General features: G+C 62.2%; 6 protein-coding genes and 2 pseudogenes. 5 read left to right on the top strand and 3 right to left on the bottom strand.

What is annotated here, in order from left to right; translation table 11 throughout:
* The first annotated feature begins 138 nt into the window (after nucleotides 1-138).
* On the top strand, nucleotides 139-387 hold the full coding sequence (locus ACIBG7_RS26645) for a hypothetical protein (protein ID WP_397337961.1): 249 nt from the start codon (nucleotides 139-141) through the stop codon (nucleotides 385-387).
* 550 nt (nucleotides 388-937) lie between these two features.
* The gene (locus ACIBG7_RS26640) at nucleotides 938-1,567 is read left to right on the top strand and encodes a DUF1524 domain-containing protein (protein ID WP_397337960.1); all 630 of its coding nucleotides are present in this window, start codon (nucleotides 938-940) and stop codon (nucleotides 1,565-1,567) included.
* Nucleotides 1,568-2,169: 602 nt separating this feature from the next.
* On the opposite strand, the pseudogene ACIBG7_RS26635 reads toward ACIBG7_RS26640, so the two are convergent.
* Nucleotides 2,170-2,407 (bottom strand): annotated as a pseudogene (locus ACIBG7_RS26635) (transposase); the annotation flags it as partial.
* A gap of 590 nt (nucleotides 2,408-2,997) precedes the next feature.
* On the opposite strand from ACIBG7_RS26635, the gene ACIBG7_RS26630 reads away from it, so the two are divergent.
* Entirely contained in the window at nucleotides 2,998-5,880 is a 2,883-nt protein-coding gene (locus ACIBG7_RS26630) for a hypothetical protein (RefSeq protein ID WP_397337959.1), read from the top strand.
* 284 nt (nucleotides 5,881-6,164) lie between these two features.
* Here the strand turns inward: ACIBG7_RS26630 and ACIBG7_RS26625 are convergent.
* Nucleotides 6,165-7,349 (bottom strand): annotated as a pseudogene (locus tag ACIBG7_RS26625) (IS630 family transposase); the annotation flags it as partial.
* A 955-nt stretch (nucleotides 7,350-8,304) separates the two neighbouring features.
* Between ACIBG7_RS26625 and ACIBG7_RS26620 the strand changes: the two are divergent.
* A complete protein-coding gene (locus tag ACIBG7_RS26620; protein ID WP_397337958.1) occupies nucleotides 8,305-18,132 on the top strand; it encodes an RHS repeat-associated core domain-containing protein in 9,828 nt (3,275 codons plus the stop codon).
* Nucleotides 18,125-18,622, top strand: a complete 498-nt coding sequence (locus ACIBG7_RS26615) for a hypothetical protein (protein WP_397337957.1) — start codon at nucleotides 18,125-18,127, stop codon at nucleotides 18,620-18,622. The genes ACIBG7_RS26620 and ACIBG7_RS26615 overlap by 8 nt, the downstream gene beginning before the upstream one ends.
* Nucleotides 18,623-18,959: 337 nt before the next feature.
* Here the strand turns inward: ACIBG7_RS26615 and ACIBG7_RS26610 are convergent, their stop codons facing one another.
* Entirely contained in the window at nucleotides 18,960-19,364 is a 405-nt protein-coding gene (locus ACIBG7_RS26610) for a hypothetical protein (protein ID WP_397337956.1), read from the bottom strand.
* Between the last annotated feature and the right edge of the window lie 183 nt (nucleotides 19,365-19,547).

Below are 19,547 nucleotides of genomic sequence, written 5' to 3'. Positions count from 1 at the left end.
GCCCCGACCCTACACCCTCAATATGGCGATAAAGGTCGTTATCGCCATGTGGATCCAAGGAGATCAAAAGCTGATCAACGTCCGGGAAGGGGATGGCTTCGCTACCGTCGGGTCATGGGTCTACCTAGCGAGTCACCCGTGGTGTACCTGGTCGAAGATCAAACCGCCGCAGAGCCGAAGGCGCATATCCACTACTGGGCACACGTCTATGTGAGCGTGCAGCGCGCCAGGGCCGGCGTGGAGCACTTCGCGGAGCGTGGCGGTCATGGGCCGCTGCGGTGGAAATGCCACTCTTCGGTGTCCTACGCCTATTCAGTCGCCGATGGCCGGGAACTGTACCGGGTGGTCCCGTTGCACGTGCGGTTGGACAAACACCCTGAGCCCTGAGACCCCAGGTGGGGAGTGGCCGCGAGAGGGACCCGACTGATCGCTGACGCCCTGAACCCAGGAGGACGAGCAGCGCCAGGCTGCTCTTACCCGCGATCAACTGGGCTGATGATCAGACGCACTCCAAGCCCCACGGCAGAAAGAGCTGGCGGGGTGCGCCCAGGCCCGCTCGCAGCAAGCGGTCGTGCCCAGGTCCATGCGCCGGATCCCGGGGGAGTGCGCGACGGTTGGCATCGGCGATGCCTCGGCCCTGGCTCGACGGCAGGTCGGTGATCAGGGACGGCCTCAGCTCTGAGGGCGCTGCGCGTCGCGCTCGATTCCTGGTCCGCTGGGCGCACGCGCGCCACATGACTACGGCTCTGTTCGCAGAACGCCTCTGAACCTTGATCAAGTGCTTGAGGCGTCCATGAGAGCCGGGCGTGCGGCGCCATGCCGAAGTTCGCCGATGACCAGCACGAACGGGCGGCGGTTTGAGATCTTCTGCTTGCCTCCCGCCCGCAGATGACCAGCCATGACGCTGGCCGGGACACGGGGGCAGAAGGAGCCGCTCATGCGCCCGGCGCACCTCGCCCTCTCCACCGCCGCCGTGCTCGTCGTCCCGCTCGGCGCGGGCCCGGCCGCTGCAGCAGCCGGGCCGCCGGGGATCCCGACCGTGGTCGCGGCCAGCGCGCAGCTCGCCGGCCTGACCGTGGCGCCGGAAAGCAACGCCGGCTCCTACGACCGGGACCTGTTCCCGCACTGGGCGGCCGTGGCCGGCACCTGCAACGTGCGCGAGACCGTGCTGCGGCGCGACGGCCAGGACGTCGTCACCAACGCCTCCTGCGCCGCAACCTCTGGCACGTGGCGCAGCCCCTACGACGGCGCCGTCTGGCACCAGGCCGGCGACATCGACATCGATCACATGGTGCCGCTGGCCGAAGCCTGGCGATCGGGGGCCTCGCGGTGGACGCCGGCCAAACGCCGCCAGTTCGCCAACTCCCTGGCCGATTCCCAGCTGTGGGCCGTCACCGACGACGTCAACCAGCACAAAGGCGACCGCGACCCCAGCGCCTGGAAGCCGCCGCTGACCAGCTTCTGGTGCACCTACGCGCTGAGCTGGGTGAGCGTGAAACACAACTGGCAGCTCACCCTCCAGCCCAGCGAGAAGACAGCCCTGCAGGAGATGCTCACCACCTGCTGAACCGGTTGAACCCGGTGAACCGGCTGGGGCCAGGTCACTGTTTGACGAACAGGCCTGCCCGTGCGCCCGCTCCGCGCCGATGATGGCGCTATGCCGGTCACAGGCGGTTCGAGCGAGAGCTGACAGTGGCGCTGGTGCTCAGCGGCCCTGCAACGTCGACATATCGATCATCCCTGCTTGAGGCACTGCCTGTATGTCTCTACCCACGTCTCCCCGGTGTGAGGGCGAACACGGACCTCCCTACCCGCCGAGTTCACGACCTTCCGGTGGCCCAGCAGGGTGTTCAGCGTGATCGAGCTCGCGAGGTCGGCGCCGAACCCGGCAACGAGTTCACCCGTATCCCGGCAGACGGGGCGAAGGGTCATCATGACCGTGACTGTGGTAGCCGACTCGGCCACTGCGCTTCGCTCGATCTTGGCGCAGGTGGTGTTCCCGTATCCACTTTCCGGCGCCGCTCAGAGTGAGCGAGGACAGGCCGGGTGCCCCTTCGACGACCTCTACGGGCGCATCGAAGGGTTCACCTGGCTCCTGCGCGCAGGCGGAGGCAGAGACGACGAGAGTCAAGACCGGAACACACCACCGCGCGCAGGAGATGATCACTGGAGTAGGGCGTCGAACGTGCCGTCGGCCGCCCAGCGCCGGTAGGCGCTCGTAGACGCTCTTCCAGTTGCCGTACCGTTCGGGCAGATCCCGCCACGGGGCACCGGTGGCGAGCTTCCACAAGATCCCGTTCAAGACCGTCCGGTGATCCAGCCACCGCCTGCCCTAGACCGGCTCGACAGGCAGCAGCGGCTCGATCCGCGCCCACGCGGCATCGGTCAGTTCATGACGACGGACCATGCCACCATCACAACCCGACCAGGTGATCGACCTCAGCCGAACGCCAAGATCTAACGGACACGCCCTAGTCCTGTCCCGCTGGGGCCCGGCCGAGGCCGTTCGGCGGCAACAGCGAACAGCGCCGAACCCCGCAAGAGCCGGCCGTGCTCTGCGCCGAGTTGTACCGCTTTCAGCTTGCCCAAGGGACGCGCGAGCAGATACCCGGTAGTCCGGGTTAGTACGTATCCGATGCCGAACCCCTGCCCTTCGCGATGCCATGAAGGTCCACTGGCCTGCGATAAGTACCGGCCAGCTAGCCCGAAAGGCGCTCTCATGGACGTGATCCCCGCCCTCCTGCCTCTCGTGGCGGCCGCCCTCAACCTGGCAGCCGCCCTGATCAACTCTCGAAAGACCGCCTCGAAAGGACGTCCTCGCGGCAGGCGACCCCGCCGCTGAGGAGCTTGGCATCGGATACGTACCGACCCGGACAACTGGCAGACCCGCCGGTCAGGGTCAGGCAGGCTGATGTGCACGGCAGAGTCCGAGCTCGTTGATGACCGAATCAGGATGGGTCCGTCAGGAGACCTTGTGGAGGGGAACGTGAAGAACTGATGGGCCTCTCGCTACCTGAACCCGGTGAGATCCATACGCTTGCTGGGTTCAAGGCCGCACTTGAACTGCTGCGCGCAGGTCGGTCGTTCAAGGACCTAGACAACGCCGTCAGTGGGCGTCTGCCCAAGACAACGCTATCTGACCTGTTCAACTCCAGGAAGGGATTGCCTAGCGAGGCCACGCTTGAGGTGTTCCTGTGCGCCTGCTCCGTGCCGCAGGAGCAGCAGTCGACCTGGCTGGCGGCTCGCCGTCGTGTCCGCGACAGCAGCGACCCGCGGGCGGACGGGCTTATTCGAGTATCCCAGGCCGACCCCCGCCGTCTGGGAGTGCACGCCGCTATCGAAGTTCCAGGTGCCATGGGTGACTTGCCCACTTACGTCGAGAGGGATACTGACACCTCAGCAAGTGGGGTACGTGCATTGATTAGCCGAGCAGCCGAAAAGCAACACGGTGGGCTAATACTCCTCGTCGGCGGTTCGTCGGTCGGTAAGACGCGCAGCGCTTTCGAAGCAGTCAGGGTGCTACTCGGCGACTGGTGGCTGCTACATCCCGCGAATGTCGCGCAAATTCGTTCAGTTGCCCAGGACCCGCCTACTCGTTTAGTGGTCTGGCTGGACGAGCTTCAGCGATACATTGACTGCGACGACCCCCTAGAGGCCGGGATCATCCATGATCTACTCAATAAGGGAGCGATACTAGTCGCAACGATCTGGCCCGGGCGACGTGAAATTTATGCAGCGCTGCCGCAAGCTGGCCAGGCTGATCCGCATGCGGCCGCGCGAGAGCTGCTCCGTCTAGCCGACACGGTAGACATCGATGACAGTTTTTCCCTGGCCGAACGAAAACGTGCCATGAATGCGGCTATGCAGGGGGACGTCCGGATCCAGCTGGCTCTGCAGACGAGCGATTACGGGTTAACTCAAACCATCGCTGCGGCCCCGGAATTGATGCGCCGCTGGCGGCAGGCAAGCCCGTATGCCGTCGCTATTCTCACCGCGGCTATTGACAGTACCCGCTTGGGCGTCTCCCCTCCGATCATGACCGCACTTCTGCGCCAGGCTGCCCCGGGCTATTGTGATCTCCGCCAGCGGGCCAAAGCCCCGCACAACTGGTTCGAGAACGCCATGGAATACCTCACTGAGGAGTTGCATGGCGCCGCCGCTGCCCTCACGCCAATTGCTCACCCTACTGGGGGGATGGGTCAGGTCGCCGGCTATGAGGTGGCCGATTACGTGCAACAACAGGTTGCCCAACAGCGCCACCTGAGCAAGGTGCCCGAAGAATGCTGGCAAGCAATAGCTGATCACGTAACAGAGCCTGCAGACCAAGTGCGCGTTGGGCAGGCCGCTGCGCTACGCACCCTGCACGGCTACGCGGAGCTGCTGTACCGCAAGGCCGCGCAGGCCGGAAGTGGAGAAGCTGCCGGTCGGTTGGCCCATTTGCTGACCGATCAAGGGCGGGACGATGAGGCGGTGCAAACCTTGAGCGGGCGCGTCGACGCCGGGGACCAGAGCGCGGCTGCCCAATTGGATGAATTGTTGTACACGTTGGGTAGAGAAGACGAGGCCGTGCTCATTTGGCGTAAGCATGCGGTTGCCGGAGATCCTCATGCTCACGGTCGACTGATTGAGATGCTGTACAGGCTAGAGCGGGTAGAAGAATTGCGTGAGCATGCCAACGCTAAGGATGCGCAAGCTGCCGACCGTCTGGCCGAACTGTTGTCCAGGAAGGGGGACGAGGACGAGTTGCGTGAACGTGCTGACGCTGGGGACCGGCCTGCTGCTATCAGATTGGCCGAGTTGCTGACCAAGCGGGGGAGGGAGGCGGAAACGCTCTCATATTGGCGTTCGCGTGCCGACGCCGGAGATCAGTACGCAGTCAGTAGGACGGCCGAATTGCTCACCAAGATGACGCGGGATATAGAGGCTCTCGAGTACTGGCGTGAGCGTGCTGACGCTGGCGACCGAGGTGCTGCAGATCGCCTAAGTGAGCTCCTGGCAGGGCTGCGCCGTACGGAGGAATTACGTAAGCGCGCCGACGCAGGAGACAGGCACGCAGCCATGCACCTGGCCGTGCTGCTATCCAATCTGGGAAACATAGAGGAGCTGCGCAACCGTGCGAATATAGGAGACCCGTACGCCGCAAGTCAGCTGAGTGAAATGCTGACTAAGCTCGGGCTGCGGGGGGAGCTGCGTGAGCGCGCCGACGACGGAGACAGGCACGCTGCCCGGCGATTGGTTGAACTGTTGGCCGAAGAAGGGCACGAAAAGGAGCTACGTGAGCGCGCTGGTGTCGGGGACCGATACTCCGCCGACATGTTGGCTGAGCTGATGCTCAATATGGGGCGGGATGCTGAAGCTCTCGCGTATTTGCGAGAACGTGCTGCCGGGGGAGATTGGCGTGCTGCTGGCCGGGCTACCAAGCTGCTGACTAATCTAGGCTGGGAAGGGGAAACTCTTTCGTACTGGCGCGAATGCGCCCAAGCGGGGGACCGGCATGCAGGCGTTCGACTAACGGAGCTGCTGTCGTGGCGAAAGAACGAGAAAGAACTGCGCGTCCGCGCTCGGGCTGGGGAGCAGCACGCCGCTGTCCAACTCGCCGAACTGCTGGCCAACCTGGGACGAGTAAAGGCTCTGCGTGAGCGTGCTGACACCGGGGATTCGGCTGCAGTGGAGAGGCTCGCTGCGCTGCTGTTCAGGCTGGGGATAGAAGACGAGTTGCGCCGACGTGCCGATGCCGGAGACTGGCATGCCTCCGGCCGACTGGCGGAGCTCTTGGCGGGGGCTGGACGGCTGGAGGAGCTGCGCGAGCGGGCCGAGGCCGGCGATCGGCGAGCTGGCGAGCTGCTGCTCACGGTGAATCGGAAGCGCGTCCGAAGCTGATAAGTGACATCCTCGCCGACCACACCTGTCCCGCCACTAGCGGTCGGTCAACCGCACGCACGTGTCCGTGCCGTCAGGGAATGCGCCGTGGTCATGCTCAAGACTTGGAAGAGCCTTTCCCGGATGCGCTGGTGTCCGCAGCGCGCTACCGCAATCGTGCTAGCCATCGCCGTCCTCCAGGCTGCTGAGACGGTCGCCGATCAAAGTGGCTAGTGTGCTTCGCCTGAAATTCGTCGGCAATATTTCGCGAGGGATTCGAGGATCTCCTCGGCGGTCTTGGTTCATACGAAGGGCTTGGGATCAGCATTCCAGCGGTCCATCCAGGCGCGGATGTCGCCCTCCAGGGCCTGGACGCTTTTGTGTACTCCGCGGCGGATGAGCTGGTCGGTCAGGTAACCGAACCAGCGCTCGACCTGGTTGATCCAGGAGGAGCCGGTCGGAGTGAAGTGCATGTGGAAGCGGGGATGGCGCGCTAACCATCCCTTGATCGCCAGCGTCTTGTGCGTGCCGTAGTTGTCGCAGATCAGGTGGACATCGAGCTCGGCCGGCACCGTCTTGTCGATGGTGACGAGGAACTTCTTGAATTCGGTCGCGCGGTGCTGGCGGTGCAATTCGCCGATGACGCTCCCGCCGGCGATGTCGAAGGCGGCGAACAGGCTGGTGATGCCGTGGCGGACGTAGTCATGGGTGCGCCGCTCAGGCATGCCCGGCATCATCGGCAGCACCGGCTGTGACCGATCCAGAGCCTGGATCTGGGACCTCACATCGACGCACAGCACCACCGCGCGTTCCGGCGGATCGTGATAGAGCCCAACCACGTCGACAACCTTCTCCACGAACAGCGGATCGGTCGACAGCTTGAACGTGCTCGTGCGGTGCGGCTTGAGGTCGAAGGCCCGCCAGATCCGGCCGATACTCGACTGCGAAAGCCCGCTACGGCGCGCCATCGAGGCGCGGGTCCAGTGTGCGGCACCGCTCGGTGTCTCCTCCAGCGTGGCCACCACGACCTGCTCGACCTGTTCCAGACTGATCGACGGTGGGCGGCCCGGGCGTGCCTCATCAATCAGCCCGTCCAGCCGCAGGCGCAGGAAGCGGTGGCGCCACTTGGACACCGTGTCCGGGTGTACCCGTAGCTGCTCGGCGATCTGCTTGTTGTCGGTGCCGTCTGCGCAGGCCAGCACGATCTTCGCGCGCATCGCCAGGACCTGCGCGGATTTGGCCCGCCGCGCCCATCGCTGCAGCACCGCCCGCTCAGCATCGGACACCGTCAACTCAGCCTTGGGCCGGCCCGTGCGCGCTTCGTCGACCAGCGCCTGAAACCCGCCACGGGCGAAAGCCGCACGCCACTTACGCACCGTACTCTCGGCAAGATCCAGCTCCCGCGCCACCTGCGGGGTGCTGACCCGCGGGCACTCACACGCCAGCACGATCTTCACCCTGACCGCCAGCCTCGACGATTCCACCGACATGCCGATCAGCCGAGCCCGTTCACTGTCCGACAAACGGATCTCCACCGCAGCTGGTCCGGGAGGCGTCATAGCCATCACCATACGAACTTATCTAGCGAATTTCAGGCGAAGCACACTAGGCACACTCAACCTAGACGAGCAGATCATCTTGTGAGTGCCAGCAGCGCGATGGCCTTGCGACGGGCGGCGCGTGACTTTCGGTGTCCAGTTTGTGACTGATGCACTAAGTGTCACATTAAGTCAAGATCTGGCTCTCTGTGGCCTCAATGTGTATATCTAAGACGATCTTTTGGTGGCGCGTCGTGCAGCGCCGGGCGGGCCGCTCTGGCGACCCAGTTATTGGGAGTGTGGCGTGGCCGTGCGGCGTGGGCAGCTCAGCGTGACCCAAAATGGTGTTAGCCGGGTAGATCCTATTCCCCGCAGGCGGTCGCGGTGGAGGTCGCGAGCGATCGTGCCCACCTTGCTTGCGCTCCTGCCAGGCCTGCTCTATCTGCCGGCTGCTTACGCGTCCTCCCCTCCCCGAGTTCCGTTGCATGCAGCGGTTGGGGACCCGGGCATCGATGGCGGGAGCTATCAGGCGCCGATCCAGCCGTCAACTCCGGTTGGCAAGCTACCGCACTTGGTTGGAGCGGAGGTTACACAACCTAGTGTGAGGCCCGCCACGGCCGATCAAACTAGCACGCGTCCCAAGAATGCCCTGCCACTCGAGGAGCCGAGCCAAATCGTGGACGGTCCTCCTCACCAAGGTCTAGAGTCACCACCTCCATTGGTGTGGGAGGCGGCGCCTTCTGATGCGCAACCCGACGTGCAGCGTGACGAACGTCCCGGTCCGGCGAGGACCCAGACCCACGGCCTTTCAAGAATCTCCACCACAACGGCCAGCCCACAACCTAAGCGCGAGGTCGAAAATCGAGTAAGTAGCTCGGCCAAAGTTGCAGTCACACAGTCAGGTGAGATGGCCTCAGCCGATTCCCTGCCGACGGTAGCGGAGATTGGTTCGTCGGGTCAGTTGTCGTCGGGGTTGTGGACGTATTCGTCGTTGACGCCGACGTTTTCGGGGCAGGTGAGCGATTCGGCGGGTCGGTATGTGGCGTTGGGTGTTCAGGTTGAGCATGATCCGTCGGCTGCGGGTCAGGGTAGTGGGCTGATCTGGTCGGGTGAGTCGGATTCTCCTGGTACGGGGGCGAACTGGGATGTCACTTCTCCTGCGGTTTCTTCTGGGAAGTTGCAGGATGGGTGGTTGATTCGCTGGCGGGTTCGGGCTCTTGCTTCGAATTTCTCCGACATGCGTTCGCCTGTTGTTGGCGGGGCGTGGTCTGAATGGCAGGCGGGTCGGATCGATACGACGAAGCCGACGGTGTCGTTGGTGAGTTCGTCGGGTCAGTTGTCGTCGGGGTTGTGGACGTTTTCGTCGTTGACGCCGACGTTTTCGGGGCAGGTGAGCGATTCGGCGGGTCGGTATGTGGCGTTGGGTGTTCAGGTTGAGCATGATCCGTCGGCTGCGGGTCAGGGCAGTGGGCTGATCTGGTCGGGTGAGTCGGATTCTCCTGGTACGGGGGCGAACTGGGATGTCACTTCTCCTGCGGTTTCTTCTGGGAAGTTGCAGGATGGGTGGTTGATTCGCTGGCGGGTTCGGGCTCTTGCTTCGAATTTCTCCGACATGCGTTCGCCTGTTGTTGGCGGGGCGTGGTCTGAATGGCAGGCGGGTCGGATCGATACGACGAAGCCGACGGTGTCGTTGGTGAGTTCGTCGGGTCAGTTGTCGTCGGGGTTGTGGACGTTTTCGTCGTTGACGCCGACGTTCTCGGGTCGGGTGAGTGATCCGGCGGGTCGGTATGTGGCGTTGGGTGTTCAGGTTGAGCATGATCCGTCGGCTGCGGGTCAGGGCAGTGGGCTGATCTGGTCGGGTGAGTCGGATTCTCCTGGTACGGGGGCGAACTGGGATGTCACTTCTCCTGCGGTTTCTTCTGGGAAGTTGCAGGATGGGTGGTTGATTCGCTGGCGGGTTCGGGCTCTTGCTTCGAATTTCTCCGACATGCGTTCGCCTGTTGTTGGCGGGGCGTGGTCTGAATGGCGCACCGGAAAAATCGAGATCAACAAACCCGCCGGATCGGGCCTGGGGGCGCTCCCAGCGACCCAAAGCGCTGGTCAGTGGGTCTTGTCGTCGTTGCGTCCTCAATTCTTCATGAAGGTCACAGCTGCGAATGGTGCGGCATCCTTTCTGGAAGCCGCCATTGAATACGACCCGGTCGCCGGCCAAGGGACGGGGGCCATTTGGTCCGGTAAGGGAACCATCTCCTACGCGTCAGGAGCGAACGCCTGGCTGACCGTTCCCGCGGGTGTCCTCGCAGACGGTTACCAGATCCGATGGCGGCTGCGAGGCGTCACCACCGGCGGGGTGGCAGGGACTTGGTCGGATTGGCAGCTATCTCGTATCGACTTGAAAAAGCCCGCAGTGGCGGTGCCAGGACTTACCCCTGGAACGGCTGCATCCGAGTCCTGGACTGTGTCGTCCATCACGCCTTGGGTGTATGCGCAAGTCACGGATCCTGAAAACCGACCCTCTCTTCTGTCCGTCGAAATCCAGCACGATCCCGCCAACCCCGCGCAAGGTACCGGCCTCATCTACAGCGGTACGGGAACGCAGTCCGTTAACGCCGGAGCGACCGCATGGGCGCGGGTGCCGTCTGGAAAGCTCCAGGATGGTTGGCACATTCTTTGGCGGGTGCAGGGCAAGACCGGCTCTGGCGTCGCTGGACCGTGGACGAACTGGCGAGCCGCACGTATCGACCTGACCAAGCCGTCTGTCGAGGGGCTTGGCATGGACCCGGCTGCTCGTGGAACCGCCTCGTGGACCGCTACAGCACTGACGCCATGGCTTTATGCCAAGGTTAGCGACCCCGAGAACCGCCAGATGAAGCTGGAAGCGCAGGTCGAACATGACCCGGTGATGGCCGAGCAGGGCACTGGCCCGATCTGGACTGGCGTTTCATCTTCAGCGTATGCGTCCGGAACAAACGCCTGGCTCGTCGTTCCTTCTGGAAGGTTGTCTGACGGGTGGTTGGTGCGCTGGCGAGTCCGGCCCGTCACTACATCCGGTGTAAGCGGTGCATGGTCGGATTGGGTCTCCGCGAAAATAAGCGCACTGCCTTTCCAGACCTTCGCGCCAGCCAATAACGGCCAAGTAGGCACGCTCACCCCCGTACTGTCCGCAAATGCCAGGCCTGCAACAGAGGCGGCAGTGAAGTACTGGTTCCAGGTGTGTGAAGGCACGTCCCCCAACTGGACCTGGTGCGCAAGTTCCCCCGACTGGACTGCGGCCGGCGCCTGGCAGGTGCCAGCGAACAAACTGACCTGGGGCAAGACGTACTCGTGGATGGCCAAGGCCGCCACCACCTACACCACCGTGACCTCAGCCTGGCGGACGTTCACCCCGACACCGGACCAGGGTGGGATCAACGCGCTCGCCGGTGGTGCACAGGGGAAGGAGTTCAACCAGGTCTCCGGTAACTACGCGCACACCGCGACCGACGCGAGCGTAACGGTCGCCGGGCCTCCGCTGTCGGTCACGCGCACGTACAACAGCCTCGATTCCCGCACCGACGGCCTGTTCGGCGCAGGCTGGAGCACCCGTTGGGACATGCGCATCGAGCCTGAGCCCGGCGGCAACGTGCTCATCACCTACCCCAACGGCCAGCAACTGCGCTTCGCGGCCAAGAGCGATGGCTCGTTCGCGGCACCGTCCGGGATCTTCGCCACCCTGGCCGCCGAGCCCGCCGGCGGATGGCGGCTGATGGACAAGTCCGCCACCTCCTACTGGTTCAACGCCGCAGGCGCCCTCGTCAAGATCGCCGACCGGCGTGGACGGGCCCAGGAGATGGTTCGCGGGAGCGACGGCCGACTGGCCAAGGTGACAGCCGTAGGCGGTCGATCCCTCACCTTCACCTGGACCGGCAACCACATCACCAGCGTGTCCACCGACCCCGTCAACGGCGCCCCGATGACGTGGACCTACACCTACGACGGCGACCAACTGGCCAAGGTCTGCCCGCCAGAGTCGGCCACGGCGTGCACGACATACGCCTACACCGCGGCATCCCGCTACAAGAGCGCCGTCATCAACTCCGCACCCGGCTTCTACTACCGCCTGAACGAGTCCAGCACGCAGACCGGCACGATCGTCTCCTCGTCCGCGGGCTGGAACATCACCGAGGAGCAGGCCAAGCTCACCGGAACCACGCCGGCCGACCTCGGCACAGGTGTCCAGGGCGCGCTCGGCGGTTCACCGGATACCGCGATGCGTTTCAAGGGCGCCGCGACATCCACGTTCGTCCAGCTTCCCCGCTCGACGATCAGCGGCCAGGGCGGCCAGCTCGCGGTGGAGGCATGGTTCAAGACGACCGCGTCCGGCACCGTCATCGGCATGCAGAACTCCGCCGACAACACACCATCGGCGTTCACACCGGTGGTGTACGTCGGTACGGACGGCAAACTGCGTGCCCAGTTCTACACCGGCGCCCATGCCCCGATCACCTCGCCTGCCGTGGTCAATGACGGCACCTGGCACCACGTCGTCCTGTCCGCTGTGTCCTCCAAGGCTCCCACCTCCACCACCCCAGGGGAGAGCACTCAGACCCTCTACCTCGACGGTGTAGCCCTCGGGACTCTGGCGGGGGAGATCAAGCACGGCGACCAGTGGGAAACCCGCATCGGCTCCGGCTACGCCAGCACCGCCTGGCCGGCCAGCACCACCACGACCAAGGCGTTCCCCTTCAACGGCGACATCGACGAAGTCGCCGTGTACGGCAAGCCGCTGTCAGCGCAGGTCGTCCAGCAGCACTTCGCGGCCCGTGTCGCTCAGCCACAGCTGACGAAGATCACGCTTCCATCCGGGCGAACCCAGGCCGCGAACACCTACGCCGCTGACGGCGGACGCCTGGCCACCTACACCGATGCCAACGGCGGCACATGGAAGCTGTCCGATGTCGCCTACGCCAAGCAGACGACCATCTCGACGTTCGCCACGATTACCGTCACCGACCCCGGCGCGGGCACCATCACCTACGTCACCGACGCCTCCCGCGGATATCGCGAGGTGTCCACGACGGATCAGCTTGGCCAGCAGACCAAGTACGCCTACGACATCGGCGGCTCTGCGGCCAAGGTCTACGACGCCAACAACAACGTCGTCGAAATGGCCTACGACGCCCGCGGCAACCTCTTGGCCAAGAAGTCCTGCCGGACCGCCACCAGCTGCTCGAGCGACTACTTCTCCTATTACGTCAACGCCGATGATCCCTTCGATCCCCGTAACGACGTGACCATCGGTCACCGCGATGGCCGATCAAGTTCAGCCACCGACGAGACCTACCTGACCGCTTGGGCCTACAACTCGTTCGGCGAGCAAACCAAGGAAACCACTCCCGCCACCTCGGACTTCCCGAACGGCCGATCAACGTCCACGACCTACACCGACGGTACGGAAGCCGCTGTCGGCGGCGGGCTCGTCCCTGCGGGCCTGCTGAAGAGCAAGACCGACCAACTTGGCAACACGTGGACTTATGAGCACAACGCGGCCGGCGATCTGGTCCAGCAGACCAGCCCGACCGGAGTCATCACAAAGATTGAATACGACACGCTCGGCCGGACCACCCGGACCACCTTGATTTCTGATGCGTATCCCGACGGGGTGAGTACCACCTCGACGTATGACACGGCTGGCCGGCTAGCTACGCAAACAGGGCAGGGTGTCAAGAACGAGATCAGCGGCGTGACCCATACGTCTCGCGTCGAGTACACGTATGACGCCGACGGTCGCAAGCTCACGGAGACGTTCAGCGACACCACTGGCGGAGACCCGTCGCGGACCACCACGACGACCTACGATGCCGCAGGACGAGTGGAGACGGTGACTGGCCCTGCTGGTGGAGTACTCCGGCAGCAGTGGAACACCCTTGGCCAGCTCGTACGGGTGACCGACGAGCGCGGGACCGTCATCGAGAACGCGTACAGCACGCGCGGCGACCTGGTCACCAGGACGCTGAAGGGTTGGACCGGTAGCCCGGTCAACCCGCAACCCGCCGCCGATGTGGTTTTGGAGGCCCGTTCCTACGACCCGGTAGGCCGACTGGCCACCCAGGTCGACGCAATGGGACGTAAAACCTCCTACACCTACTTCGCCGACAACATGGTGGCCACCAAGATCGCCGATGACGTCCGGCTGAACGGCTCGACCACTGCTCGTGATGTGGTGCTCGAGAGCTACACCTATGACGCGGCACGTAACCCGACAAAGGTGGTCACTGGCGGAGGCCGTCTGGGTGCGGTGTTCACCTACGACGCCGCTTCCCGCATTGTGTCGCAAACGGTGGATCCCGATGGGTTGAAGCGCACCACGACGGTCTCCTACAACGCTGCTGGAAGTCCGCTGAAGGTTACACTTTCGGGCGGCGGATCAAGCCGTATCGAGACCCGCGAATACCGCTACACCGCCACCGGTGAACTGGAGCGCGAGATCGCCAACACCGGGGACGATGACCTGATCACGTCCATGACATACGACGATCGTGGGCTAACGGCAAGCGTGACCGACCCCCGTGGCAACCTCCCGGGAGCCAATGCCGCGGCATACACCACGACGATGCGGTACGACGGCGCAAGCAGGCTCGTCGAGATCACTCAGCCTCCCGTCCAAGTGGACAAAGTCGAATACAGCACAATGGCTAGGCCGATCACCCGCCGGGGATACGACTCGGCAGGTCGACAGACGCACGAGACCAACGCTGAGGGCCAGACCACCATCTCGACCTTCGACAAGGCTGGCCGTCTCACCGGTGTAGTGCTGCCCTCCTACACTCCGCCAGGCGGAACGCCGATCACACCGACGGCCACCAGCACCTATGATGTTGCCGGTCAACTCGTTCGCAGCACCGACCCCAGGGGCTTCAGCCGCGCCTTCGAATACGATGGACTCGGCCGCTTGGTGCGTACCACTGACCCCGCTGCCACTGGCCAAGCTGCCGGGCAATGGATCAAGGAGTATGACCTTCTCGGCGAACAACTCGCCGCAGTCGACCCGCTCGGCGCCCGGGTCGAAGCCACCTACGACGACCTCGGCCGACCCATCACTCAGACAGTGATCGAGCGTCACCCTTCCACGGCGGCATTCACCACCCGCATGGAGTACAACGACGCCGGGCAAGTGGTGAAAACCGTCCAGCCGGACGGCAAGGTCACCACGCTTGACGTTAACGCTATCGGCGAAGTCGTGTCCGTGACTGATCCGCTGTCCAACAAGACGACCACGGACTACGACCAGGCCGGGCGGGTCGTGAAATCCGTTGACCCGCTCGGCAACGCCCAAATCAGCGAGTACGACCTGGCCGGACGTAAGATCGTGGTCAAGGACACTGACAAGACGGGCACAGTGCTTCGTACAGCTTCAGTCGGCTACGACGCAGTCGGCAACCCGATCGCCGCAATCTCTCCCGAGGGATACATCACCAAGCAAACCTACGACGCCCTCAACCGACCTATGTCTCTCATCGAACCCATCACAGCTGACACTTCAATTACCACCACCTTCGGATACGACGCCACAGGAGCACGAACCCGACTCACCGACGGGCGCGGCAATACCACCTGGACCACTTACAACAGCCTCGGCCTTGCCGAAAGCCTGATCGAACCGGCGACAACCGCCCATCCCAGCCTTGCTGACCGCACCTGGACCGCGACCTACGACGCTGGCGGACTTCCGGTGGTTAGTCAGCAACCAGGCGGTGTGCGGATCGAACGAGTCTTTGACCATCTTGGTAGACTCACCAAAGAGAACGGCGCAGGCGGAACTGCCACGTCCGCCGGGCGCACCTTTAGTTACGACCTAGCTGGCAGACCGACGTCGCTCGGCGATCTGGCTGCTTCATACAACGACCGGGGCCTCCTCACCCAGGTGGCACGTGACGCTGCGGCACAGAGCATTTTCGCCTACGACAGCCTAGGACGGCTAACCCAGCGGACCGACAAGGCAGGATCCGCCAGCTTCACCTACGACGATGCCAGCCGCCTAAAGACCGCCACCGACCCCATCACCGGACGAACCCTCAGCTACGACTACGACGAGGCATCCCGCCTCACCAGCCTGATCGGCAAGAATTCCAGCGGTGCTACCGCAGATAGCCAGACGTTCGAGTATGACGGGCTGGGCCGGTTGACCAGCCAGACCATGAAGAACGCCGCTGGCGCGCTGATGGCGTCGATTACCTACGAGTGGGACAAAAACAACCAGCTCCGCAACAAAACCACTGTCGGAGTCGCAGGGGCGGGAGCTAACAGCTACACCTACGACCTCGCTGGACGACTCGCCTCCTGGACCGCTCCGAGTGGCGCTGTCACGACCTATAAGTGGGACAACGCTGGCAACCGCACGAAGGCAGGCGATCAGGAGTTCGTTTACGATGAGCGCAACCACCTAATTAGAAGCAATTCAAGCGGCACTCAGACCGGGACGACGTACAGCTACACCGCCCGTGGCACTCTGGCCAGCCAGATTACCGAGGGTAAGGTCACCACAGCGACCTTTGATGCCTTCGACCGCTTAGTGGCGGACAGCGACAGCCTCTATACTTATGATGCCTTGGATCGAGTTTCCACCAGGATCACGGGGCCGGCAAAACAATTGTTCGCTTACACCGGGATTAGCAACGATCTTGCTGCGATCACGGTCGCCGACGCGACTAGCCCTTCCGCCCGTTACGGACGTGGCCCTACCGGCACTCTCCTTGGACTTCAAGAAGGCACGGAACCCGCTGTCGGCTCTCTCAGCGATCTACACGGGGACCTAGTCGCGACCTTTAATTCTACAGGCTTCGTTTCCTCGACCGGGTTTGGACCATTTGGCGAGGTCCTCGCTCAGAGCGGCAACAAGAACAGCCTGGGATACCAAGGGCAATACACCGACCCTGACACGGGCAAGGTCAACATGCACGCCCGATGGTACCAGCCAGAGATAGGGACCTTCGCGAGTCGGGACAGCGCCACGCTAGAGCCGAACCCGAGCGTTCAGGCCAACCGATTCACCTATGCCAACGCCAGCCCCATGACAGGGATCGATCCCACGGGCCACAACACGGTTGCCTGCTACGGAAACTGTGACAGTGGTGGAAGCTTGACGTGGATCCCCAGCGGAGGCACGGGATACGCAACGTCATCGGCCTCGGCGAGTGCGCCCTACAACGACTGCAACTACGCCGTCTGTATCGGGGGATCAGGGTCATCTGATGGCAGCCGTCCCGTCGGTTGCAATGTCTGCGGAGATTATCTCTTGGTCCTAACCAAGGCCGAGATGAAGATGCTAGATCAGCTGCCAAACGGAATGCATCCGCCCGCCTCTTTTTGGACGCTTAGCGCCAAGGCGCAAGATGGGATCATCGAAAAAATTTACAAGGGAGTTCTGAGCGAAGACGACATTATTGCCCTCATTACGTTTGCTCACTATCTCCAACAGAAAAAGAAAATGGAGGATTTTAAGAAGGGGCTAAATTATAAACTGTCCGGGCCGGTGGATGAGAAGTTGACTGCGTGCCAAAAGAAGCTCGGCATGAAAGAGTGTGCCAAAATGCTTGAGGCCACCGCAAAAATGATTGAAGCAAAAACCTACTTCGAAGATTGCGCAGGGGGGACCAATAGCTTCCGCAGGTTCCTCGACGTGGCGGGCAACTGGGTCAGCGGTGATTGTCAGAAGTTGTTCAAGAGCTTGGGTCTATCGGTGGTTGATGCAGGCAAGCTGGAAGTAGAACGATTCTTGTCTGACGTGAGATCGTGGATCACGGGCTATGTTAACGGCGTCGTATCGGATCTTGCTCGCTGCGGATTTGACGATATGGGGTCGTGTCTGCTTTTCGGGTCGAACTTCTTCGCTGGTAGCCGACTTATGCGAGGGCTAGATGACATTGCGGGAAGCATGCCAAAGCTAAAAGACGCGATCATAGCAGCGAAAGTGGTATGCGATAACAGCTTCGTTGCCGGTACGCAAGTGCTCATGGCAGATGGGACCCGTAAAGAAATCGAAAATATCGAGCCGGGCGACGTGGTGTCAGCGGCAGATCCCGTAGTCGACAAGGCTGGCGCCAAAGTCGTGACCAGCGCAAGGATGGCTAAGGGAAGAGCGGCTCTTGTCTACATTAAAGTGCGCAGTGCAGATAATCCTCGTAGCTCTGCGACGATAGTAGCCACAGAGGGTCATCCCTTCTGGGTGGAAGATACCAGAAGTTGGATTCCGGCCGGTGCACTCCTTCCTGGGTACGACCTAACCACCGACGACGGTCCATACTTGACTGTAACATCAGTGAAGAAGCGTGCAGCAAGCGATAAGTTCGTCTACAACTTCTCGGTTGATGACTATAATTCGTATCACGTTGCGACGGAAATTGGCGCCGTCCTCGTTCATAATTCAGCACCGTGTATTCGAGTATCGGTCGCTTTTCAGGATTGGGCAACCAAAGGTGCTCACGTTCATGTAGGGAAATATGAGGTACGTGTTTTTCCAAATGAAAAGGGTGGTGTCGGGGTTAAGGGGGTACGCATCAAAACGGGGATGCCTGGGAGAGCTGAGCTTGACTTTGTGCTAAAGTCGCTCCAGCGAGATTCGGCTTTGCGAGAGAACTTGATCCGCAACGCCAGGGATGCAATGGATAGAATGAATAGCGGCAAGCTAGGTATGGCTAAAAACCGAGCGCTAGAAATGCATTTCTTGATCAAAGCCTTGGAGAAGATGAATGGATGAGCTTGATTTCTATGTGACCGCTATATCTGCGCAGCGAGTACTTGGCTTGGGCATGGGGTCTTCACTCGAAGAAGTTACGCACTCATTTGGAAAGGATTTTGTTGAGGATGTACACGGGCCCCTACTTCGCCGCGACTATGGATTGCTCGAGTTTACATTTCATAGGTATGATCGCTGGAAATGTTGTCTTATTGGAGTTCAGGTTCACAGGATTCTCTGGGGCGATAACGAGGTAATCCCTGATGCAGTTTCCGCTAAGTATGGGTCATTCTCCCCTCATCTGGCAGCCGCCACACTATCGCGCGCGCTGGAAGCCCGGGGCGTTGACCTCGATGGCGCGGCTAGGCAGACATTCTCGGATTCGATCAAAATGTCACTCGTGGAACTCGGGGTTGAGATCATCGTGCTTAAGGGACAAGATGATGAGCGGCTGCAGGGAGATGTGTGGTCTATTCATCTATCGGAACCTAAACGTCCACAGCTGACGTAATTCAACGAACGGTGAGGCCTCTTCATGGAGTGCTCTCGGTAAGTGATCTCGTCAGGGAGGCGCTGCAGAGCGCAAGCGCCTCTATGTGTCTGCCGAGATGGGTGTACTGCTTCAAACTCATGCACATGGTTTGAGCTGGTGTTTCTTCGGATTGGTCAGACGGCTCGGTGGTACTCGTTGATGGTTCCGCTGGGCAGGTTTTGCCCGCTGGCTCGGGCCTTCCAGCGGCACCACGACATCCTTGTCTCGATCAGGTGTGCGCTGTTGGTGGGACTGGTGCGGGCGCTACGCGTTGTAGTGCACGACGCACTCGTTCAGGACCGATTCGAGATGGCGTTCATCGTAGATCGGCGTCCGGTCGGTGGATTCGGCTCGGACGGTTCGAACCGCAGCGTTCGGCGTAGCAGTTGGTTCGGGGCGTGCGTGGCAGTGTCTTCACCACCGTGACGCCATGGCTGGTGAAGATCTCGTCGAAGGTGGCGGTGAACTTAGCGTCCTGATCACCGATGAGGAATTGGGACGAGTCGATCTTCTGCCCCAGATCCATGAGCGGGTTACGGGCCTGCTGAGCCGTCCACGCGCCGGTTGAATGGGCAATTACGCCCAGGACGTGCGCGCGCCATGTTTCCACCTCCATCAGGAACAACCCGCACAAACGCTTCAGGAAGATCGTGTCGACGTGGAAGAAGCCGGACGTGCCGGCGCGAAGGCAGGATCCGTCTCGCGGTCGCTTCCCTGACATGCGGGCCTACGCGACCCAGCAGCTCATCGTGTACCCGCCGATACCCCCACCTCGATTCTTGAGTGCCAGACGGAGGACCAGATCCCGACCTCCATGGTTGTTCGAGGACGGCCAGCACGGTGGGATGAGTTCACGCATGGTTGATCAAACGGCGATGCGAAGCCAGCAAGGTACTGGGGGTGA

The sequence above is a fragment of the Nonomuraea sp. NPDC050328 genome, from assembly GCF_044459405.1.
GTDB lineage: Bacteria > Actinomycetota > Actinomycetes > Streptosporangiales > Streptosporangiaceae > Nonomuraea.
The sequence above is the reverse complement of the archived record's forward strand: the minus strand, read 5'-3'. Positions and strand labels throughout refer to the sequence as shown.